This window comes from Nonomuraea rosea (assembly GCF_039539705.1).
GTDB lineage: Bacteria > Actinomycetota > Actinomycetes > Streptosporangiales > Streptosporangiaceae > Nonomuraea > Nonomuraea rosea.
Map to the genome: position 1 here is coordinate 727,310 of NZ_BAABDQ010000002.1, position 21,363 is coordinate 748,672.

Genomic DNA, 21,363 nt, shown 5'->3' on the forward strand with positions numbered 1-21,363 from the left:
CCCTACACGCTCGGCCTGGTGGACTCCGCGGAGTGCGTCATGGCGTCGATGCGGTCCATCACGTCCCTGACCTGCACGCCGCTCGGCCGGTGCGGGCGCCGCCGCTGCCAGGGGTGGGGCCCGGCGAGCGGCCGGTACTCCACGCCGATCGCGTCCAGCCGGCCCAGGTGCTCGCGCAGCCGCCCGCTGAAGTCCGCGCAGGCCGCACCTGACCAGGCCACCTCGGCGAGCGCGCAGGCCCGCGGCCACAGCCGGTAGTCCACCGTGCGCGCGTCAGGGACGCGCTCGGTCCAGAGCTGCGCCTGTACGCCCACCACGCGGTCGCGCTCCTCCTCGGCCCAGTCCTCGGGGGCGGGACTGAACGCGGCCACGTCGTCGACCGTGGTCGCGTCGCCGATCGCCATCGGCTCGTCGGCCGAGGCCGCCTCCGCGTAGTCGAAGTACAGCGGGAACACCGGCGTCGCGATCACGTCGTGCCCGGCGGCGGCGGCGCGGCGGCCCACGCCCATGCCCCGCCACGGCATCACCAGCGTGTCCTGCCGCAGCCCGCCGCTGACGAACGCCTCGTCCCACACCACGGCCCTGGAGCCGCGCTCGGCCAGCGCGTCCGCGAGCCGCCGCAGGAACCACGCCTGCAGGTCGTTCGTGGTGGCCAGGCCGAGCGAGTCACGGTACGAGGTGATCTCCGCCGAGTCCGCCCAGTGGTCGAGGACCACCTCGTCGCCGCCGATGTGCACGTAAGGGGTCTCGCCCAGCGCCCCGATGACCTCGTCGAAGATCGTGGTCAGGAACTCGACGGTCGCCGGCAGCGGCGACAGGATCGCGGGGGAGATGCCCCAGCGGTCCAGCACGTCGTAGCGCTCCCCGGTGGCCCCGAGCGCCGGGTACGCCGCCAGGATCGCCGACGCGTGCCCCGGCACGTCGATCTCGGGGACGACCGTGACGCAGCGGGAGCGGGCGTAGGCGCCGATCTCCGCCAGGTCGTCGAGCGTGTAGTAGCCGCCGTGCGGGAGATCGTCGTAGGCGTCCGGCTCCTTGTAGTAGTTGGTCGCCGTCCGCGGCCGGTGCGAGGAGACCTCGTGCAGCAGCGGGTACGCCCTGCTCTCCACCCGCCAGCCCTGGTCGTCCACCAGGTGCAGATGCAGGCGGTTGAGCTTGTGCATGGCCATGAGGTCGATCAGGCGCAGGACCTCCCGCTTGGGGAAGAAGTGCCGCGCCACGTCCAGGTGCAGCCCGCGCCAGGAGAACCGGGGCGCGTCCTCGATCCGTACCCCTGGAACGGGCCAGGCCGAGCCGGCGGAGAACCGGTAGGAGGCGTCGGGCAGCAGCTGGTGCAGCGACTGCGCCGCGTAGAACGCCCCGGCCCGCCCGCCGGCCACGATCTCGACGCCCCGCGACCCGGTCGTCAAGCGGTAGGCCTCCGCGCCGAGCGCGGGATCCCGGCGCACGTCGATGTCACCGGAATCGCCAGGACGCAGGTCGAGTGTGGGAAGCGCGAGGCGTACGGCGTCGGCCAGATCGCCGGACACCGTCGCGCCCGAGGTCAGCTCGCAGGAGCCGGAAAGATCACTGAGCAGTGCGGGGCGAGGAATCATGTTTCGAGATAGTGCTGCAATCCGTTCGCCAGCGCCACCGCGATCTTCTGCCGGAACTTGGGGTCACGGAACTTGGCCGCCTCGGCGGCGTTGCGCATGTTGCCGGACTCCAGGAAGACCTTCGGCACCGTCGACAGGTTGAGCCCGCCGAGGTCGCTGCGGTAGTCGAGCGCCTTGCGGCCGATGTAGGTGGAGTAGGGGAGACCGGTGCCCTTGGCGTAGGAGTCGCGGATGGAGATCCCCAGCTTGCTGGACGCGCCCACGACCTTGTCGACCGGCCCGTTGATCTTCTTGGGCATGATGACGTGGAAGCCGTGGTTGGCCGGCGCGGAGCCGTCGGCGTGCACGGAGAGCGCGGCGTCGGCGTCCGCCTTGTTGCCGATCGCGGCCCGCTGGGTGATGCAGGGGCCGACGCTGTCGTTGTCGTGCCTGGTCAGCTTGACCGTGGCGCCGCGGCGTTCGAGGATCTTGACCAGCCGGTTGGAGACGTCCCAGGTGAAGGCCGCTTCGCTGTAGCCGTTGTTCGTGGACGTGCCGGTCGTGTCGCAGGCCTTCCACTGGGTCAGCACGTTGACCTTGCGGTTGATGGCCTTCGGGTTGCGGTAGTTGCCGCCGTTGTGGCCGGGGTCGATGACGATGACCTTGCCGTCGAGCGGCTTGGCCTCCGGCGGCGCCTGCTGCTGCTGCGCGGGAGCGCTGGACGCCGACGCCTGCCCCGCCGAGGTCGCAGGGGCGGCCTGACCTGCCGCGGCGTCACCGGAGCCGGTGCCGCCACACGCGGAGGCGATCAGGCCGCAGACGGCGAGGACTGAGGCGGGTAGAGCACGCATGCCATCCAACTTACGGCAAAGCAGGAGCTCAAGCCCGTCTTATGCCAAGTACGGCGCGTGCGCCGCGCCGTACGCCCTCACCTGGGCCTCTCACCAGACGTGCTCGCCGACCTCCTGCCGTTCGAGCAGGGCGGCCAGCTCCCGCGCGTCCTCGGCGTCGAGCCCGAGAACGACGCGGGGACGGCCCCACGGATGGTCGAGCGAGTGGGCGACATAGCTGGCGACGGACTCTGCGCCGCCGTCGGTGCCCCGTCCCCTGTTCGCTCGCCAGTGCCCCCAAGCGCGCTCTAGCTCGGCTGCGGCGCGCTGCGCGCACGACACCAGTTCCGGATCACGCATGACTGTTCCCCCCGGATCAGATCGTGACCGGACCGAACCGGCCACAATTAGCATGACCCTGACGAGTAAACCGCCGTGAGGCCGCGCCGCCTCACGGCTTGACTCAGGTTTGGCGCTCTCTTAGGCGGGACCCGTGCTGCGCCGCACGATCAGCTCGGGACGGATCTCCCGCAGGCGCGCGAGCTTGGCGGGATCCCCGATCCGGTCGCTGAGCAGCGCGGCCGCCGACCTGCCCATGGCGCGGCGAGGCTGGTCGACGGAGGTCAGCGAGATGTGGCGAGAGGCCGACAGATGGGTGTTGTCGTAGCCGATCACCGAGAGGTCCTCCGGCACGCGCAGGTCCAGCTCGGCTGCGGCGGACAGCACGCCCAGCCCCACCAGGTCGTTGGCGGCGAAGATCGCCGTGGGCCTCGGGTCGCGGGTCAGCAGCGCGAGCGCCGCCTCCCTGCCGCCCTCTTCCGTCGACTCCGCGGCCTCGACCATGATGTACGGCGCCAGCGAGTGCCTGCGCATCGCCACGAGGTAACCCTCGCAGCGCGAGGACCTGGCGCCCTCGATGTGCGCGATCCGCTTGTGGCCGCGTTCGACCAGGTGGTCGATGGCCAGGCGGGCGCCGAGCTGGTCGTCGTCGACCACGATGTCGACGCCGTCGAGCTCGATGTCACGTTCCCCTACGACGACGGTCGGGGTGTAGGCGGTGGCCTCGATCAGCGTCTCGCTGGTCGGTGCGATGCCCAGCAGGACCAGCCCGTCGACCCTGAGCTCAAGGAAGGCCTCCACGGCCTCGTCCTCGAACGCCGGGTCCCACTGGCTGTTCCCGATCAGCATGCGCAGGCCGTCGCCGTGCAGGCTTTCCTGCAGACCGTCGAGGAACTCGGCGTAGAACGGGTTGTGCAGGTCGGCGACGAGTGCGCCCACCAGGTGTGTCCGGCCTTCGACCAGGCTTCTCGCGACCGCGTTCGGCCGGTAGCCGAGCTCGCGGGCCGCCTGCAGCACGGCCTGGCGCCGGTGCTCGCTCACGTGCGGGGATCCGCGGAGCACGAGAGAGACCAGCGATTTCGAGACGCCGGCTCGCTCGGCGACGTTGCGGATGGTCGGTCTGGGCCGAGGCAGTGCTGCATCCACCTCTCTGAGCTCAGCGATGGTTGAAGTGTTGACGGGCGGTCCTGACATGTGTCTCCCCCGCGATGCGGAAATGGGCACCTGTCTCACCAAACGATCGAGTCAGCCGCAGGGTACGGGTTTGTAACTGATCAACTGAGCAGATCGCCCGAGAAGGGCGACGCTGACGGGATCGTCACACGTCAACCACCGGCTACACCGTCGGATACTGTGCAGGTGTGACACCCGGGAAGTCAGCCGAGACGGCACGGCCGGCACGGCGCAGGCTCAGCGTGGATCGTCGTCGGGAAGAGCTGATGGCGGCCGCCCTGGAGCTGTTCAGCACCCGCGACGCGGAAGATGTCTCGATCGACGACGTGGCCTCGGCGGCCGGCGCTTCGCGGGCCCTGGTCTACCACTACTTCGGCGGCAAGCAGGAGCTCTACGTGGCCGCGCTGAAGAGCGCGGCGGAGCAGCTGGAGTCCCGGCTGCGGCCCCATGAGGGCGGCAGGCCGCTCGACGAGCTGGCCTCCGGGCTCAAGCGGTATTTCGACTTCGTCGAGGAGCACGCGGCCGGATTCGCCGCGCTGCTGCGCGGCGGCCCCGCCAACAGGGCGGGCGAGGTCGGCGAGATCGTCGACGGCGTACGCCGGCGGCTCTTCCGCCTCATCCAGAAGCAGATGCGCGTCGAGGATCCCAGCCCGGTGCTGCGCACGACCCTGCGGTCGTGGATCGCCTCCGTGGAGACGGCGGGCCTCGACTGGCTGGAGCATCGCGACGTGGAGCGATCGACACTCGAGAAGATGCTCGTCGACCACATGGTCGCGCTGCTCGGCGTCGCCGCGACCTACGACCGCGACGTGGCCAGGCTGCTGGAGCAACTGGCGTAACCGACGGCCGGCGGGAGCCGACCGGCATGACGAAGGGGAAGGATGGCGCCGGGCGGGCGACGCCAACTTTCCCTCACGACTTCACGTCGTCACAAGTGGTGGACCGGGCCCAGTGCGCCTGGTCCACCCCTTCAACCCCCCTGAGGTCGGTGACGACCCTCCGACTACTCCGAGCGCTGCTGCGGAATCCCCGCGAGCAGTGCCCGGACCTCGGTCTCCCGGTAACGCCGATGACCGCCGAGGGTACGAATCGACGTCAACTTGCCCGCCTTGGCCCACCGCGTAACGGTCTTGGGGTCGACCCTGAACATGGTCGCGACCTCAGCGGGCGTGAGCAGTGGCTCGGCCTCGGGTGTACGAGCTGACATTTGTGCGGCCTCTCCTCCGTGTGGACCGGCTTAGCGATCCTGTGACTGCTTTTGCGCGTGTCACGGATGTCCCCCTATGGCGCAGAGCGTGCGGCTTTTCTGAGCCATATGCGGCATCACCCGATGTGACCATACCGCCACGCAGAGCGATTGGCGAGCCCCTTCTTCGACCCAACTGCCCGCCCTCATGGCGATGTCACGCTCGGTGATTCTAGCGACACGGTTCGTGGTATCGCAGTGAAAACGGCAAACTACTCAGTTCGCGAAAGAGAGCAGCCGCGAGTCGTGACCTACTCATGCAGGTCAGACGGCCGTATTGGGGTTCAGTTGGCAGATTCCAACTGTTGCATTGACTTCCACCGGAGGATCACCCTCTGGTACATGGCGTAGGCAAGTTCTTCTTGACCCGTGTCCAGCCCCGTCAGAGCCGCCGCGAGCTCCGCCACGGACTGGTCGGCCTGCAGCGCGTCGTCGTTCATGAGGTGCACGAGACCGCCGTAGTCGAGCTCGACCAGCGAGTGCGGATGGAACTCCTCCAGCCACCTGGCGACGTCCTCCACGTCGAAGTTGGACGACACGTCGCCCAGATGCCTGCGCAGCACGTTGAGTGCCCGCGCGGCCCGCCTCCTGGCCTGTGCCATGGAGGTGACGTAGATGAGGTTGCGTCCGGTAGCCGTCGTCACATCCTGTCCTGGAGTGGAGGAGCCGAGCACCAGCCAGCGCTCGTTTCCATCAAACGGCACGAACCACGATGGCGGCACATGCCACGCCGTGGTGCGAATGTGCGTGCGCAACGCGGACGAACCGGCCTTCCGCTTGAACTTGTCGAAGTCGTCGGCGGTCTGCTCGGCGACGGCCTTGGGCACGAGATGATCCATCACCTTGACGGGAGTGGTGCCACGAAGCCTTGAGAAGGCCAGCCACGAGCGCAATCGGGTTTGCCAGGGACACACGTACAGGCGATCCTCAACACGCCGCAGATAGGCGTTGGGGCTCTCCTGGGCGGGAACGGGTTGAGGGGGCATGCCGAGGAGGCGCATGACGGACTCGCCGTGCTCCGCATTGAGCGCGTTCGCGCGGCGCGGGCGGTCACGGGAGTCGGCGTAATCGGCCCACACCTTGCGCTCGGACTCGGCGAACGCGGTCAGTGGCTCATAGACGCGGAGGTAGGCGGCATAGGGCAGCACGGAGGCATCGTGTCACGAAGAGCACCTGCATGCACCGTTGTGGCTTACTACGCTGTGACGTGATCTCCGCCGCAAAGGTGCGGCCGACCGGACAGGGAGTCACTACCGTGACCGACGTCTTCGGAGCGTCCCACAAGGACGTCCACGAGCAAGTCGTGTTCTGCGCAGACGAGCAGAGCGGCCTGCGCGCCATCATCGCCATCCACAACACGGCCCTGGGGCCGGCGCTGGGCGGCACCCGTTTCTATCCGTACGAGAGCGAGCAGGCGGCCCTAGCCGACGTGCTCAACCTGGCCAAGGGCATGGCCTACAAGAACGCGCTGGCCGGCCTCGACCTGGGCGGCGGCAAGGCCGTCATCATCGGCGACCCGGCCCGCGACAAGAGCGAGGCGCTGCTGCGCGCCTACGGCAGGTTCGTGCAGTCGCTCGGCGGGCGCTACATCACCGCCTGCGACGTGGGCACCTACAGCGAGGACATGGACGTCGTCGGCCGCGAGTCACGCTTCGTGACCGGGCGCACGCTGGCCAACGGCGGGGCGGGCGATTCGTCCATCCTGACGTCGTTCGGCGTGTTCCAGGGCATGCGGGCCTCGGCCGAGCGGGTCTTCGGCACGCCGTCGCTGCACGGCAGGAGAGTCGGCGTCGAGGGGGTCGGCAAGGTGGGCCACCGCCTGGTCGAGCTCCTGCGCGAAGACGGCGCCGAGGTCGTGATCTGCGACGTCGATCCCCGGGCGGTGGACCGCGTACGCCTGCGCCATCCGGAGGTGGACGTGGTGGCCGACGCGCGGGCGCTGACTTCCGCTGACATCGACGTGTTCGCCCCCTGTGCCCTGGGCGGCGCTCTCGACGACACGACGGCCGCCACGCTGAGAGCGAAAATCGTCTGCGGCGCGGCCAACAACCAGCTCGCCCACACCGGGGTCGAGAAGCAACTCGCCGAGCGCGGGATCCTGTACGCGCCCGACTATGTGGTCAATTCCGGCGGCGTGATCCAGGTGGCCGACGAGATCGGCGGTTTCGACATGGAACGAGCCAGGGCCAAGGCGGCCCAGATCTACGACACGACTCTGAAGATCTTCGGAATCGCCGCTGACGAGGGCGTTCCTCCGGCCGTCGCAGCAGATAGGCTGGCCGAGCGCAGAATGTCGGAAGTCGGGCGGATTCGGGCCATTTGGCTGGGCCACTGACGCCCCGCGCCCATACGACGTACCGAGCTGGGCACAAAACAGGTACGGTAATAGGCGAACGATAGGCTGACGCCCAAAGTCAGGCGGCGTCGGTGTGTGGTGCGTTAGCGACGAGGGGTCGGGGACGACCCCACACGAGGGGGTCGAGCCAATGGGGCGCGGCCGAGCAAAGGCCAAGCAGGTCAAGGTTGCTCGCCAGCTGAAGTACAACAGCGGTGGCACGGATCTTGAACGTCTTCGCGACGAGCTCGGGGTCGGAGACCCCGGCCGCCTTGAGGACGATGCCGACGACCTCAACGATGGGCTGGCGGATCGCTATGCGGATTACGCCGATGACTATGGCACGGGAGACGACGACGATGGCAGCACATCCGGCCGTCGATAGCCGCTCTCCTGGTTGATGTGGCCGAGGGCCCGGTGCCTGCGCCGGCTCCTCGTTCACGATCGTCGGGCCCCACGGGCAACCGTGGGGCTTTCGTCACGTGCACGGCTTTTTCGTGAAGAGCCGTGATCTCGGGCGGCTTCTCGTCGAGCGCGCACGCGTACCTCGGCGTCGCGCGCGCAGGCGTGCGAGCTGGGCTCCAGTGCGAAACGCACCTAATGCCGCAATCGTGGGATGTACCGTTAGGGCCATGGAGTTACTGACGGGAGAGCCCTTAGCGCTGGATCTGGTGAACACGCGCGCCCGCACCCCCTCAGGGGCGGAATACGACGTGCTCGCCACGCCCGGCACGTTCCAGCCCTGGCTGGTGAAGCAGTCAGGCCGCCTCGGCGCGCCCGGGCGCCCGCTCACCGCCCGCGATCTGGCCGCCCTCCGCGAGCTGCGCGGTCACGTGGAGACGGCCCTGGACGCGGTACGCCAGGCCGTGCCGGCGCCGCCTGAGGCGCTCGCCGCGCTCAACGAGGCGCTCAGGGTCGCGCCGCCCTACGCGTACCTGGAGGCCAGGGGCGCGGTCCTGGTGGGCGGCACCCGCAGGGACGGCAGCGACCTGGAGCGCCTGCTCACCCAGCTGGCCGAGGCCGCCCTGGCCCTGCTCACCGACCCGGGCGTGGGCAAGGTGCGCCAGTGCGAGGCCCCGCAGTGCCGGACGCTCTTCCTGCCCGCGCATCCCCGGCGCCGCTGGTGCTCACCCGAGCTCTGCGGCAACCGGATCCGCGTGGCCCGCTATTACCAGCGCCACAAGCCCACGGCCTGAGCACCGGTATTACCAGGGCCACAAGCCCACGGCCTGAGCGCCGGTCACCGGTAGCGGGCCTCGCCGCGACCGGGGACGACCTCGCCCAGCGCCCAAGCGTCCAGCCCCCGGCCGCCCAGCAGCCGGATCGCCGCGTCGGCCGACTCCGGCGGCACCACGGCCACCATCCCGACCCCGAGGTTGAACGTGCGGTCCATGTCCTGCTGGGCGATCTCGCCGTAGCCCGCCAGCACGCCGAAGATCGCGGGCGGGGTCCACGACGCGCGGTCCAGCAGCGCGTCCAGGTGGCCGGGCAACGACCTGGACAGGTTGCCCTCCAGCCCGCCGCCGGTGACGTGCGCGAAGGCGTGCACCTCCACCGTGCGGGCCAGCTCCAGGCAGTCGAGCGAGTAGATGCGCGTGGGCTCCAGCAGCTCCTCGCCGAGCGGCCGCCCCAGCTCGGGCAGCACGGCGTCGAGGGACAGCGAGGCCCCGCGCAGCACGTGCCGCACCAGCGAGTAGCCGTTGGAGTGGACGCCCGAGGACGCCAGGCCCAGGACCACGTCCCCGGCCGCGACCCGGGACGGCCCGAGCATGTCGGCGGCCTCCACGACGCCGGTGCCGGCCCCCGCGAGGTCGTATTCGTCCGCTCCCATGGCCCCAGGGTGTTCGGCCGTCTCGCCGCCCACCAGCGCGGCCCCGGCCAGGCGGCAGCCCTCCGCGATGCCGCCGACGATCTCGGCGACGCGCTCGGGCACGACCTTGCCGCAGGCGATGTAGTCGGTCATGAACAGCGGCTCGGCGCCGCACACCACGAGGTCGTCGAGGACCATGCCGACCAGGTCGATGCCGATCGTGTCGTGCTTGCCGTACTGCTGGGCGATCATGACCTTGGTGCCGACGCCGTCCGTGGAGGAGGCGAGCAGCGGACGCTTGAAGCGCAGCAGGGCCGAGGCGTCGAACAGGCCGGCGAACCCGCTGGCGTCGTCCACCACCTCGGGCCGGCGCGAGCGCGCCACCTTGTCCTTCATCAGGGCGACGGCGCGCTCGCCGGCCTCGATGTCGACTCCGGCCGCCTCATAGGTGCTCACGCCTTGGTCTCCAACACGAACTTGCCGACGTTGTCCTGGTCGATCGGGATGGGATAGGTGCCGGTGAAGCAGGCCCTGCAGAGGCGGTCGCCGGGGATGGTGGTGGCCTTGGTGAGGCCCTCCAGCGAGATGTAGCCGAGGGAGTCGGCGCCCAGCGAGGCCCGGATCTCCTCGACCGTCAGCGAGCCCGCGATCAGCTCCGCCCTGGTGGCGAAGTCGATGCCGTAGAAGCACGGCCAGGCCACGGGCGGCGAGGAGATGCGTACGTGCACCTCGCGCGCCCCGGCCTCGCGCAGCATCTTGACGATGGCGCGCTGCGTGTTGCCGCGCACGATCGAGTCGTCCACCACGACCAGGCGCTTGCCCTCGACGACCTCCCGCAGCGGGTTGAGCTTGAGCCGGATGCCGAGCTGGCGGATGGTCTGCGAGGGCTGGATGAACGTGCGGCCCACGTAGGAGTTTTTCACCAGCCCCTGCCCGTAGGGGATCCCGCTCTCCTGGGCGTAGCCGACGGCGGCGGGGGTGCCCGACTCGGGGGTGGGGATGACCAGGTCGGCGTCCACCGGGTGCTCGCGGGCCAGCTCGCGGCCGACCTCGACCCTGGTGACCTGCACGCCGCGCCCCGCGATGGTGGTGTCGGGGCGGGCGAGGTAGACGTACTCGAACAGGCAACCCTTGGGCTCGGCCAGCGCGAACCTGCGCGACCTGACGCCGCGCTCGTCGATGGTGAGGAGCTCGCCCGGCTCGATCTCGCGGACGAACGTGGCGCCCACGATGTCGAGCGCGGCCGTCTCCGAGGCCACCACCCAGCCGCGCTCCAGGCGGCCGAGGACCATCGGGCGGATGCCCTGCGGGTCGCGGGCGGCGTAGAGCGTCTTCTCGTCCATGAAGACCAGCGAATAGGCGCCCTTGACCTGCGGAAGCAGCTCAGCGGCCGAGTCTTCGATGGAGCGGGTGCGGTCTTGGGCCAGGAGTGTGGTGAGCACCTCGGTGTCGGTGGTCGCCCTGGTGGAGCCCGGGGCCAGGCGCTGGGCCAGCTCCGGGGTGTTGATCAGGTTGCCGTTGTGGGCCAGCGCGAGGCCACCGACGTCGGTGGAGCTGAGCGTCGGCTGCGCGTTCTCCCACACACTCGACCCGGTCGTGGAGTAGCGGCAGTGGCCGACGGCCAGGTGGCCGCGCAACGTGCCGAGCACCGACTCGTCGAAGACCTGGGCCACCAGGCCCATGTCCTTGTAGACGAGAATGCGGCTCCCCTCGCTGACCGCGATGCCCGCGGACTCTTGGCCGCGGTGCTGCAACGCGTACAGCCCGTAGTAGGTGAGTTTGGAAACTTCCTCGCCTGGGGCCCAGACGCCGAAGACGCCACAGGCGTCTTTAGGTGCGCGGTCGTGGGGGTCCAGATCATGGCCGAGCCGGCCGTCGCCCTTCAGCACATGGCTCAGTCTAGGTTGACGGCTTCCGTGCTCGCGCACCCGGGGGCGAATCAAAGGGCGTGGGCTGACCTGCCCGCATTCGAACCGTCGCGGATGATCTCTCCGGTGAGGTTGCGATTCGCCTCCGAGCCGAGGAAGACGATCAACGCCGCCATGTCCTCCGCGGTCGAGAGCCGGCGGCTGGGCGTGCGGGCGGCGAGCCCGTCCAGGACCTCCTGCGGGATCGGCCGCTGGGCGCCGGTGATGGTGAGCCCGGCCACGGCCACGTTGACCAGGATGCCGTCCTTGCCCGCCTCCCAGGCCAGGGCGCGGGCCATGCCGTGCAGCGCCATCTTGGCGGTCCCGTACGGCCCAGGACCTGGCACGCCCTCCTCGGCGATCCCGGAGGAGACGAACACGATCCGGCCCCATCCCGCGCGCCGCATCCCGGGGAGCACGGCCTGGACGAGCAGGGCGTTGCCGACCACGTTGGCGTGCAGGGCGGCCGACCACTCCGCCGCCGGCACGTCCTCGAACGCGACGCTGCCCGGCATCAGGTTCCCCCAGCGGACGGCGTTCGCCACGAGCGCGTCCACCGGTCCCGCCGCGGCCGAGGCGGGCGCGATGGTCTCATGGTCCGCAAGATCCAGGTGTACGGCCGCGGCCTCGCCGCCGGCCTCCTCGATCCGCTTGACGACCTCCGCCGCCCGGTCCGCGCCCGTGTTGTACGTGATCGTGACGCGGGCGCCGGTCGCGGCGTAGGCGAGCGCGGTCGCGGCGCCTATGCCCGACGAGCCGCCAGTGACCAGTACATGCATGGTTTCCTCCGTAATTAGCCGACTAATTAGCCAGCTAACTCTAGAAGTGCCCCGGCGGGCAAGGTGGTTTCGCTTGCAGTGAACGGGTGGGTCAGCGGGGGAAGGAGCGCAGGAGGCGGGCGAGCAGGTCGCGTTCCGCGGCGTCGAAGCCGCTCAGCAGGTCTTCGTCCATCGTGGCCCAGATCGCCTCCACCGGCTCGCGCAGCGCCTTGCCCACGTCGGTGAGGTGGACGCGGCCGACGCGCGGCCGGTCGGGGTCGGGGGCGCGGAAGACGATGCCCGCGCGCTCCAGGCGCTGCAGGGTCTTGGTGACGGTCGGGGGCTCGACGCCCAGCCTGGCGATGAGCTCGCCCTGGGTGAGGCCGTCCTGCTTCCAGAGCTGGTTGAGCAGCAGCTCCTGACCGACGTGCAGGCCGAGCGGCGCCAGCGCCGCGGCCAGCTGGTTGCGGTGCGACTTCACAACCTTGATCAGCGCGTACGTCAGGGTCTCGTCCAGCATGCACTCATCTTGCCCGCCGCCTGCCGCTTTGGCGCATGGTGACCCAAGGATGGGGCCGCTCTTACCGTGTCGCGCGGTTTAACGGACGGCATCCGCGAAAGGGTGAAGTATCCGGCATGCAGACCCGTCGGGAGACGCAGACGTGAGCACACCTGGGAACCCGGACGAGCCCCGCCCGGGGCAGGATCCGCGCCAAGGCCGTACAGAAGAGGGCGAGCCCGGCCACGCGCCGGCGCAGCACACGCCTGAATGGTGGAGCGAGGGCACGCTGGAGGAGGACCTGCCGGCGGGCCCTCAGGGCCGCGAGGGCAACGAACGCGCGCCCGAGCCGCAGCCGGGTGTTCCCGGCGACGCGGAGGACGAGTCCCGCTGGGAGTCCCAGGGCGGCTCCCAGGGCGAGTCGCACGGCGGCTCCCAGGGCGAGCCTTCGTACGAGCCTCAGGAGCCGTCACAGGAGCCGTCACGGGCCCCCTCACAGGAGCCGTCACGGGCCCCGTCACAGGGGGAGGAGCCGATCGTGCCCGCGCCGCCCGTGGTGCCGCGGCCCGACGTGCCGCCGACCCACGAGCCCAGGCCGACCGGTGAGCCCAGGCATCCGGACCTGCCTACCTCACCGGAGACCCCACAACCGACAGGTGGCGACGCGGAGGCGACCCAGGTGTTCCCGATTCCCGGTGCCACCCCGTCATATCCCGGCTGGGAGGGCACGCAGCCCGAGGACGAGCCGCCGCCCAGGCAGACCCCGTCGCGCTACGAGCAGGGCGACCAGCCCAGCTTCGCGCCACCCGGAGCGGGAACACCGCCGGGAGCGGGGACGCCGCCCGGGGCAGGGACCCCGCCACAGGGAGGGACCCCGCCGGGCGAAGGCCCCGAAGAGACTCCGCCGGCCGAAACGACGCTGCCCGGCGAAAGGATCCCGGCCCCGGGCGTCTGGGGCGAGCCGGCCCGGTCGTACCAGGGCGGCGAGGGCGAGCCCGGCACGCCGTACCGGAACGAGCCGTACCAGGCCAGTCCCGGCACGCCGTACCAAGGCGCGCCCGCAACCCCGCGCGACCAGGAGCCGACCATCCCGGGCACCTCGCCCTCCAGCCCGTACGGCGGCCCGCCAGGATACGGCCCGCCACCGCAGACGGGCGGCCCCTACGGCGGCCCCTACCAGCCCGCGGCGCGGCCACCGGGCAGCGGCCTGGCCACGGCGTCCCTGGTGCTCGGCGTGGCGAGCCCCTTCCTGGTGTTCGTCTGCTTCACCGGGCTGATCACCGCCATCCTGTCGATCGTCTTCGGCTGCGTCGCGCTGGCCAAGCGCGCGGGCAAGGGCCGCGCCATCGCCGGCATCGTGATCAGCGCGCTCTCGCTGGTCCTGTTCGCGATCGTGGCCATCTGGTTCTGGAACGTGGTCCAGGAATGCGCCCACCTGCCGGGACAGCTCGCCGACCGCTGCTTCGAGGCGAAATTCCCCTGGATGAGCGGCCGCCGCTAGAGCGGCAGATGCTCCGACAGATCGGCACGGGCGCCGCTCGCTGAGACGGCGCCCTTCGCCATGGCCTCGGCCCACGTGAGCCGGCCGAGCGCCAGCTCGATCCAGGTGCGCCCGTCCATCTCGACCACGTTCGGCGGGGTGCCGCGCGTGTGGCGGGGCCCGGCGATGGCCTGGACGGCCGCGTAGGGCGGCACCCGCACCTCGACCGTGCGCCCAGGCGCGGCGGCGGCGAGCCGGTCGAGCAGATGACGCACGGCCTGCCTGGCCGCGTCGCGCTCCGGCGTGAGCCCGCGGTCGTACGCGGACAGCACGGCCGCCACGAGCGCGTCGGGCAGGGCCGACTCGGGCCCGTCGTAGGAAGGCTCGTCGAGGGCGACGAGCTGGCCGTCGAGAGCCGACCTCAGCTTTTCCCGGTCCATCTTGCGTGCTGCCACCTCACCATTGTCTCCCGGGAAGCGTTCATCGAGACGGAGGTCGTCGTTCACCTTTCGTTTCGACGGCGACCGTAGCGTCCCCGCCGTACAACCGCGCACATTTATGGAGGACCTGTGGCGAACCCCAACGCGGGAGGTCGGCTGCTACCGCTGCTTTCCACCCCGCACAAAGGTGGACGTTCCGCGCTGACCTGTCAGTTCCGCTGCGGCAACGCGTGCGCGCATGACGTGGCCAACACCACCGGCAACGCCTACTTCGGCGACGTGGTGAAGGAGGCGGTCTCCCGCCGGGGCATGCTGCGCGCGGGCGCGCTCGGCGCCCTCGTGGCGGGTGTCGGCGTGGCGGGGGCGGCGCCGGCGCTGGCCGACGAGCCCGAGGCCGCGGCGAGCGCCGACGCCAGGCACGGCGGCGGGGACATCCAGTTCACCGCGGTGCCGCCGAACAAGGACGACGCGTTGCGCATCCCTGACGGCTACAGCTCCTCCGTGGTCGTGCGGTGGGGCGACCCGGTGCTGCCCGACGCGCCGGCGTTCGACTTCGACAACCAGAGCGCCGACGCCCAGAACAAGCAGTTCGGCTACAACTGCGACTACGTCACGGTCTTCCCGATGGGCCGCGACCGGGGTCTGCTCTGGGTGAACCACGAGTACACCGACGAGAGCCTGATGTTCCGCGGCTACACCGGTGGCGCGGCGGCCACCGAGGAGCAGATCAAGATCGCGCTGGCCGCGCACGGCGGGTCGGTCGTGGAGATCGAGCGGGCCGGCCGCACCGGCGAGTGGAAGCTGGTCACCAAGGGACGCCGCCGCTACAACCGGCGCGTCACCGCTCAGACCACCATGAAGTTCAGCGGCCCGGCCGCGGGTCACGACCTGCTCAAGACGGCCGCCGACCCCAAGGGCACCGCCCCCGTCGGCATGCTGAACAACTGCTCGGGCGGCACCACCCCGTGGGCGACCGTGCTGACCGCCGAGGAGAACTTCGACCAGTACTTCGTCAACGGCGACAAGGTGCCAGAGGCGCAGAAGCCGTACATCTCCCGTTACACGATCACGACCGGCACGCCGTCGAGCAGCCGCAGGTTCGACCGGGTCGAGGAGCGCTTCGACCTGGCCAAGCACCCGAACGAGGCCAACAGGTTCGGGTGGATCGTGGAGATCGACCCGTTCGACCCCGACTCCACGCCGATCAAGCGCACCGCGCTCGGCCGCTTCAAGCACGAGGCCGCCACCACGACGCTGGCCCGCGACGGCCGCCTGGTCGTGTACATGGGTGACGACTCGCGCTTCGAGTACATCTACAAGTTCGTCTCGAAGGGCCGCTACATCCCGGGATTCGACCGGCACAACCGGGAGCTGCTCGACGAGGGCACCCTGTACGTGGCCAAGTTCACCGGCGACAGCCCGGCGGCCGAGATCGACGGGTCTGGCAAGCTGCCCTCCGACGGTCTGTTCGACGGCTCCGGCGAGTGGATCCCGCTGGTCTCGGGCGACAAGTCGTACGTGGACGGCATGACCGCCGCGGAGGTCCTCATCTACACCCGCACCGCCGCCGACAAGGTGGGGGCGACCAAGATGGACCGCCCGGAGGACATGGAGCGCAACCCGGTCACGGGCGGCGTGTACGTGGCGCTGACCAACAACACCAACCGCACCGCGGCCCAGGTGGACGAGGCCAACCCGCGTCCCTCCAACAAGCACGGCCACGTCCTGGAGATCGTCGAGCGGCGCGACGACGCGGGCGAGAAGACGTTCGCCTGGTCGCTCCCGCTGGTCTGCGGCGACCCCGCCGACCCCGCCACCTACTTCGGCGGCTACGACAAGACCAAGGTCTCGCCGATCTCGTGCCCGGACAACGTGACGTTCGACCGCGACGGCAACCTGTGGATCTCCACCGACGGCAACCAGCTCGGCAGCAACGACGGCATGTTCGTGATGCCCGTACGCGGCAAGGAGCGCGGCCACCTGCGCCAGTTCCTCACGGTCCCGGTCGGCGCCGAGACCTGCGGCCCGCTGGTCAGCCAGGACCAGCTCAGCGTGTTCGTCGCGGTGCAGCACCCGGGTGAGACCGACGGCGCCAGCCCCGACAACCCCTCCAGCCACTGGCCCGACGGCGACCAGCCGCGCCCGTCGGTCGCGGTGGTCTGGCACGGCAAGGGCAAGAAGGTCGGTGCTTGACCTCAAGTTAACTTGAGGCAATAGCGTCCATGCCATGAGCATGGAGATGACCGCTTGGCATCAGCTTTACTCGATGAACAACCAGCTGGAGCGTCGCCCGCTGTCCAGGGTGACGCTCCGGCGCATCGCCGCCTTCGCCCGGCCGCACCGCCGCAGGCTGACGTTCTTCATGGTCCTCAGCGTGGTGCTGGCGGGCCTGGCGGTGGCCTCTCCGCTGCTGGCGGGCCGGGTGGTCGACGCCATCTTCAACGCCCAGCCGATCGACGTGGTGGTCGGGGTGGCGGTGCTGATCGCCGGTCTGGCGATCGCCGAAGCGGGGATCGGGCTGCTCAACCGCTGGCTGTCGGCGGGGCTCGGGGAGAGCCTGATCCTCGACCTGCGCACGGCCGTCTTCGACCACGTGCAGAAGATGCCGATCGCGTTCTTCACCAGGACCCGCACGGGCGCGCTGGTCAGCCGGCTGAACAACGACGTGATCGGGGCGCAGCGGGCGTTCACCGACACCCTGTCGGGCGTGGTCGGGAACGTCGTGATGCTCGTGCTCACGCTCACCGCGATGATCGGCATCTCCTGGCAGATCACGCTGCTTGCGCTGCTGTTGCTGCCGGTGTTCATGCTGCCCGCCCGCCGGATGGGCACGCGGATCGCCAGGCTGCGGCGTGAGGCGGCCGACCACAACGCGGCCATGGGCACCCAGATGACCGAGCGCTTCTCCGCGCCGGGCGCGACGCTGGTCAAGCTGTTCGGGCGGCCCGCGCACGAGTCGTCCGAGTTCGCGAGCAGGGCCAGGCGGGTGCGTGACATCGGGGTGCGCTCCGCGATGACCCAGTCGGCCTTCGTCGCCGCGCTGACCCTGGTCTCCGCGCTGGCCCTGGCCCTGGTGTACGGGCTCGGCGGCTTCTACGCGCTGCGCGGCCAGCTCGCGCCCGGCTCGCTGGTCGCCATGGCCATGCTCCTCACCCGCCTGTACGCGCCCCTCACCGCCCTGGCCAGCGCCAGGATGGACGTGATGAGCGCGGTCGTCAGCTTCGAGCGCGTCTTCGAGGTGCTCGACCTGGAGCCGCTCATCCGGGAGCGTCCCGGCGCCCGCCAGGTCCCCGACGGGCCGGTGTCGGTCGAGTTCGACGACGTGCGCTTCGCCTACCCCGCGGCCGACAAGGTCTCGCTGGCCTCGCTGGAGGAGGTCGCCACCCTCGATTCGCGCGGCGGCGAAGAGGTGCTGCACGGGGTCTCGTTCACCGCCGCCCCCGGTCAGATGGTGGCGCTGGTCGGCTCGTCCGGAGCGGGCAAGTCCACGATCGCCCAGCTCCTGCCGCGCCTGTACGACGTCGACTCAGGATCCGTCCGGCTCGGCGGCGTGGACGTGCGCGACCTGACGGCCGACTCGATCCGCGACACGCTCGGCATGGTCACCCAGGACGGCCACCTGTTCCACGAGTCGATCAGGTCGAACCTGCTGCTGGCCAGGCCCGAGGCGAGCGAGGAGGACATCTGGGACGCGCTCACCAGGGCCAGGCTGGCCACCCTGATCGAGTCGCTGACCGACGGGCTCGACACGGTGGTGGGCGAGCGCGGCTACCGGCTGTCGGGCGGCGAGCGCCAGCGCCTGACGATCGCCAGGCTGCTGCTGGCCAAGCCGCGGGTGGTGATCCTCGACGAGGCCACCGCGGCGCTCGACTCCACCTCCGAGGCGGCCGTGCAGGCGGCGCTCGGCGAGGCGCTCGAAGGCAGGACCGCCGTGGTGATCGCCCACCGGCTGTCCACCATCCGCGCCGCCGACCTCATCCTGGTGATCGAGGACGGGCAGGTGGCCGAGCGCGGCACGCACGCCGAGCTGCTCGCGGCGGGCGGACGCTACGAGGAGCTGTACCGCACTCAGTTCGAGGACCCCACGGTCTCGGGCGTGGCCGCCTGAACCTCGTCAGGGGTACGGCTCACGCGCAGCGAGTAGAGGGCGACCGGGATCGCCGCGACCACCACGACGGCCGCGATGACCAGCGTGAACTGGTAGGCGTCGAGGAAGGCGAGCAGCGGCGGCCGGTCGCTGCCGCTCTGGCTGGAGCTCAGGATCGCGCCCAGCACCGTGATGCCGAGCAGCCCGAACACCTCGCGTGAGACGTTGAGCATGCCCGAGGCCACACCTGTCCTGCCCTTGGGCATCCCGTTGAGCACCGCGGCGGTCAGCGGCACGAGCAGGCCGCCGCCCAGGCCGTACAGCACGAACCAGGGGGCCACGTCCGCATAGCCGCCGTCGGCGCCCACGCCGGAGATCAGGTAGACGGCCGTCCCCATCAGCGCCATCCCGAGCGCGACCGTGCGGCCGATGCCGATCGCCGCGCTGACCCGCTGCGACAGGATCGCGACCACGCCCATGACCAGCGCCATCGGCACGAACGCGGCGCCCGCCTCGGTGGGGGAGAAGCCGAGCACGTTCTGCAGCCAGAGCGCGCTGAAGAAGTAGATGCCGAACACGCCGAACGACCAGATCCCGCTGGTGAGCAGCCCGCCGGTGAACACCCTGGACCTGAACAGCGACACCACGATCATCGGCTCCGCGGCCCGCGACTCGACCAGCACGAACGCGACTCCCGCCGCCGCGAACACGCCGAACGACGCCAGGATCTCCGGGGAGGTCCAGCCCGCGCCGCCGCCTTCGATGAGCGCGTAGGTCAGGGCGAACAGGGCGATCGCCGAGGTGGCCAGGCCGGGCAGGTCGAGGCTGCGGCGTACCCGGGTGAAGTCGGGCCTGATCGCCCAGAGCGCGAGGCCGAACGTCACCAGCCCGAGCGGGACGTTGATCAGGTAGATCCAGCCCCAGTGCAGGTTCTCGCTGATGAAGCCGCCGGCGAAGGGCCCGAGCGCCATGGAGAGCGCCCCCGCGGCGCTCCAGATGCCCACGGCCCTGCCGCGCTCGCCGGGCTCGGGGAAGATCTGGCTGATCAGCGCCAGCGCGGTGGGCGTGAGCAGGGCCGCGCCGACCCCCTGCACGGCCCGTGCGGCGATCAGCATCGTGCCGCTGGTGGCCAGCCCCGCGGCCAGCGAGGACGCCGTGAAGACGGCCAGCCCGGCGAGGAACACCCGCCGCGCCCCGAACACGTCCGCGAGCCGGCCGCCGGCCAGCATCAGCCCGGCGAAGACCAGGATGTACGAGCTCACGATCCACTCCAGCCCGGAGATCGTCAGCCCGAGCTCCCGCTGGATCGTCGGCAACGCGACGTTGCCCACGTTGTTATCCAAGTACGTCATGAAGGTGCCCAACGTCACCGCACCCAGCGCCCACCATCGCACGATATTTCCTCCTATACGCCGTACTTGTACGTCGTACAGTTCAACTTGTACGGCGTATAGTTGTCAACCGTGATGGGAAAACTGACCGCGCAGGCGATCGCGGAGCGGGCTCTGGAGATCGGCGACGCCGAAGGGCTCGACGCCGTGACGATCCGCCGCCTGGCCACGGACCTCGGCGTGACCCCGATGGCCCTCTACTGGCACTACAAGAACAAGGAGCTGCTCCTGCTCGGCATGGCCGACCACCTGATCGGCGGCTTCGCGCCCAGGCCGGCAGACGAGCGCCCCTGGCAGGCGCAGTTGCGCGACCTCACGGAGGGCCTGATCAGGACGTTGCGCGCGCACCCCTGCGCGAAGAACGTGCTCGAGCAGATCGACCCCGTCGCGGCCCCGAACTTCCTTCAGGTCTGGGACCGCGCGCTCGCGCTGGCCCGCTCGGCCGGGTTCAGCGTCGAGGAGAGCTGCCTGCTCACCAAATATCTGCTGCAGAGCGCGATCGCCATCGCCGACGCGCCCGTCCACTTCACCGCGGGAAAGTCCAGCGAGGAGATCGAGCAGCTGGCCAGGGCCAAGCGGTTCGGCCTGCAGTCACTGTCCGCCGAGCGATACCCGCACCTCGTGGAGATGGCCGAGCCGATGGCGGGCGGGGTGGACCCGGCCATGTACGACACCTTCGGCGTCGATCTCGTGCTGGGCGGCATCGAGGCGCTGGCGGCCAGACGATAAAGTGATGATCATGTCTTTCGAGCTGATCTGCGAGATCGAACCCCCGACCAAGCCCGATCTGAAGCACGTCAGGCACCAGATCGGCACCATGAGCAAGATCGCTCACGGGTTCCTCATCCCCGACAACCACATCGGCCGCGCGACGGTGTCGAGCGTGGCCGTGGCGCACGAGGTCGAGGCCATGGGCGGGCGCGGCATCGCCTGCCTCAACTCCCGCGACCGCAACCTGCTCGGCTTCCGCCGCGACCTGCTGACGGCCGCCGCGTACGGGGTGGACCAGTTCCTGTTCGTCTACGGCGACAAGCCCACGGTGGGCAACAGGACGAGCGACCTCACCGTCCGCTCGATGATCGAGGAGGCCAGGGAGTTCTCGCCGGACCTCCGCCTCGGCGCCGCCGCCGGGCTGCGCGCGCTGCCGGCCTGGAAGCGTTCGGCCGACTTCCTGTTCTCCCAGGTCAGCTTCTCGGTGGAGGCTCAGCTCCGCTGGCGCGAGTCCCACCCGGTGGACGTGCCGGTCTACGCGGGCGTCATGGTGCTGGCCAGCGAGCGCCACGCGCGCACCCTGGCGGCCGCGATCCCGGACATCGACCTGCCGGAGGAGCTCATCGAGCGGGTGGCCGCGGACCGGATGGCGGGCGTGGCGGCGGCCTGCGAGCAGGTGCTCGCCCTCCGCGACTCGGGCGCCTTCGCCGGCGTCCACCTCGTCCCGGTCTCCCGCTACCGCGACGTCGAGTCAGCCCTTTCGTCGGCCCTCGCCTGATACCG

21 protein-coding genes are annotated in these 21,363 nt (G+C 70.3%); 9 read left to right on the forward strand and 12 right to left on the reverse strand.

The features are described 5' to 3' along the window. Positions 1-2 precede the first annotated feature (2 nt). The 4 genes from ABEA43_RS07155 to ABEA43_RS07170 form a co-directional block, all read right to left on the reverse strand. Positions 3-1,595: a beta-N-acetylhexosaminidase gene (locus tag ABEA43_RS07155; protein ID WP_345559795.1), complete on the reverse strand. Its 1,593-nt coding sequence runs from the start codon at positions 1,593-1,595 to the stop codon at positions 3-5. Next, entirely contained in the window at positions 1,592-2,425 is an 834-nt protein-coding gene (locus tag ABEA43_RS07160) for an N-acetylmuramoyl-L-alanine amidase (RefSeq protein WP_345559796.1), read from the reverse strand. Before ABEA43_RS07160 ends, ABEA43_RS07155 begins: the two co-directional genes overlap by 4 nt. 90 nt (positions 2,426-2,515) lie before the next feature. Continuing rightward, positions 2,516-2,764, reverse strand: a complete 249-nt coding sequence (locus ABEA43_RS07165) for a hypothetical protein (protein ID WP_345559797.1) — start codon at positions 2,762-2,764, stop codon at positions 2,516-2,518. Between the two features lie 120 nt (positions 2,765-2,884). After that, on the reverse strand, positions 2,885-3,937 hold the full coding sequence (locus ABEA43_RS07170) for a LacI family DNA-binding transcriptional regulator (protein ID WP_425570190.1): 1,053 nt from the start codon (positions 3,935-3,937) through the stop codon (positions 2,885-2,887). 221 nt (positions 3,938-4,158) lie between these two features. Between ABEA43_RS07170 and ABEA43_RS07175 the strand changes: the two genes are divergently transcribed. After that, the gene (locus ABEA43_RS07175) at positions 4,159-4,755 is read left to right on the forward strand and encodes a TetR/AcrR family transcriptional regulator (protein ID WP_345559799.1); all 597 of its coding nucleotides are present in this window, start codon (positions 4,159-4,161) and stop codon (positions 4,753-4,755) included. Between the two features lie 164 nt (positions 4,756-4,919). Here the strand turns inward: ABEA43_RS07175 and bldC are convergent, their stop codons facing one another. Beyond that, the gene (gene bldC / locus ABEA43_RS07180) at positions 4,920-5,123 is read right to left on the reverse strand and encodes a developmental transcriptional regulator BldC (protein WP_013133571.1); all 204 of its coding nucleotides are present in this window, start codon (positions 5,121-5,123) and stop codon (positions 4,920-4,922) included. 323 nt (positions 5,124-5,446) lie between these two features. Then, positions 5,447-6,310 carry a DUF8083 family protein gene (locus ABEA43_RS07185; RefSeq protein ID WP_345559800.1) on the reverse strand — a complete coding sequence of 288 codons (864 nt, stop codon included), beginning with the start codon at positions 6,308-6,310 and terminating at the stop codon, positions 5,447-5,449. Between the two features lie 107 nt (positions 6,311-6,417). Between ABEA43_RS07185 and ABEA43_RS07190 the strand changes: the two genes are divergently transcribed. From ABEA43_RS07190 to ABEA43_RS07200, 3 genes are all read left to right on the forward strand, one after another. Beyond that, on the forward strand, positions 6,418-7,497 hold the full coding sequence (locus ABEA43_RS07190) for a Leu/Phe/Val dehydrogenase (RefSeq protein ID WP_345559801.1): 1,080 nt from the start codon (positions 6,418-6,420) through the stop codon (positions 7,495-7,497). A 151-nt stretch (positions 7,498-7,648) separates the two neighbouring features. After that, entirely contained in the window at positions 7,649-7,882 is a 234-nt protein-coding gene (locus tag ABEA43_RS07195; RefSeq protein ID WP_345559802.1) for a DUF3073 domain-containing protein, read from the forward strand. 247 nt (positions 7,883-8,129) lie between these two features. After that, on the forward strand, positions 8,130-8,693 hold the full coding sequence (locus ABEA43_RS07200) for a CGNR zinc finger domain-containing protein (protein ID WP_345559803.1): 564 nt from the start codon (positions 8,130-8,132) through the stop codon (positions 8,691-8,693). Between the two features lie 44 nt (positions 8,694-8,737). On the opposite strand, the gene purM is transcribed toward ABEA43_RS07200, so the two are convergent. The 4 genes from purM to ABEA43_RS07220 form a co-directional block, all read right to left on the reverse strand. Beyond that, positions 8,738-9,703 carry a phosphoribosylformylglycinamidine cyclo-ligase gene (purM, locus tag ABEA43_RS07205; RefSeq protein WP_425570196.1) on the reverse strand — a complete coding sequence of 322 codons (966 nt, stop codon included), beginning with the start codon at positions 9,701-9,703 and terminating at the stop codon, positions 8,738-8,740. 56 nt (positions 9,704-9,759) lie between these two features. Continuing rightward, on the reverse strand, positions 9,760-11,196 hold the full coding sequence (gene purF / locus ABEA43_RS07210) for an amidophosphoribosyltransferase (RefSeq protein WP_345559805.1): 1,437 nt from the start codon (positions 11,194-11,196) through the stop codon (positions 9,760-9,762). A gap of 50 nt (positions 11,197-11,246) precedes the next feature. Beyond that, entirely contained in the window at positions 11,247-11,993 is a 747-nt protein-coding gene (locus ABEA43_RS07215; protein ID WP_345559806.1) for an SDR family NAD(P)-dependent oxidoreductase, read from the reverse strand. A 91-nt stretch (positions 11,994-12,084) separates the two neighbouring features. Beyond that, on the reverse strand, positions 12,085-12,492 hold the full coding sequence (locus ABEA43_RS07220; RefSeq protein ID WP_345559807.1) for a MarR family winged helix-turn-helix transcriptional regulator: 408 nt from the start codon (positions 12,490-12,492) through the stop codon (positions 12,085-12,087). Between the two features lie 142 nt (positions 12,493-12,634). On the opposite strand from ABEA43_RS07220, the gene ABEA43_RS07225 reads away from it, so the two are divergent. Then, on the forward strand, positions 12,635-13,972 hold the full coding sequence (locus ABEA43_RS07225) for a DUF4190 domain-containing protein (protein WP_345559808.1): 1,338 nt from the start codon (positions 12,635-12,637) through the stop codon (positions 13,970-13,972). Here the strand turns inward: ABEA43_RS07225 and ABEA43_RS07230 are convergent. Then, a complete protein-coding gene (locus ABEA43_RS07230; RefSeq protein ID WP_345559856.1) occupies positions 13,969-14,391 on the reverse strand; it encodes a sterol carrier family protein in 423 nt (140 codons plus the stop codon). The genes ABEA43_RS07225 and ABEA43_RS07230 overlap by 4 nt on opposite strands. A gap of 129 nt (positions 14,392-14,520) precedes the next feature. Between ABEA43_RS07230 and ABEA43_RS07235 the strand changes: the two genes are divergently transcribed. Both ABEA43_RS07235 and ABEA43_RS07240 read left to right on the forward strand, forming a co-directional pair. Further along, on the forward strand, positions 14,521-16,584 hold the full coding sequence (locus ABEA43_RS07235; RefSeq protein WP_345559809.1) for a PhoX family protein: 2,064 nt from the start codon (positions 14,521-14,523) through the stop codon (positions 16,582-16,584). 34 nt (positions 16,585-16,618) lie between these two features. After that, positions 16,619-18,499: an ABC transporter ATP-binding protein gene (locus ABEA43_RS07240; protein WP_345559810.1), complete on the forward strand. Its 1,881-nt coding sequence runs from the start codon at positions 16,619-16,621 to the stop codon at positions 18,497-18,499. Here ABEA43_RS07240 and ABEA43_RS07245 read toward each other — a convergent pair. Then, entirely contained in the window at positions 18,460-19,872 is a 1,413-nt protein-coding gene (locus tag ABEA43_RS07245) for a DHA2 family efflux MFS transporter permease subunit (RefSeq protein ID WP_345559811.1), read from the reverse strand. The genes ABEA43_RS07240 and ABEA43_RS07245 overlap by 40 nt on opposite strands. A gap of 72 nt (positions 19,873-19,944) precedes the next feature. Between ABEA43_RS07245 and ABEA43_RS07250 the strand changes: the two genes are divergently transcribed. Continuing rightward, positions 19,945-20,598, forward strand: a complete 654-nt coding sequence (locus tag ABEA43_RS07250; RefSeq protein ID WP_345559857.1) for a TetR/AcrR family transcriptional regulator C-terminal domain-containing protein — start codon at positions 19,945-19,947, stop codon at positions 20,596-20,598. 10 nt (positions 20,599-20,608) lie between these two features. After that, positions 20,609-21,358, forward strand: coding sequence for a methylenetetrahydrofolate reductase (locus ABEA43_RS07255; protein WP_345559812.1), 750 nt, complete (start codon positions 20,609-20,611; stop codon positions 21,356-21,358). The last annotated feature ends 5 nt before the right edge of the window (positions 21,359-21,363 follow it).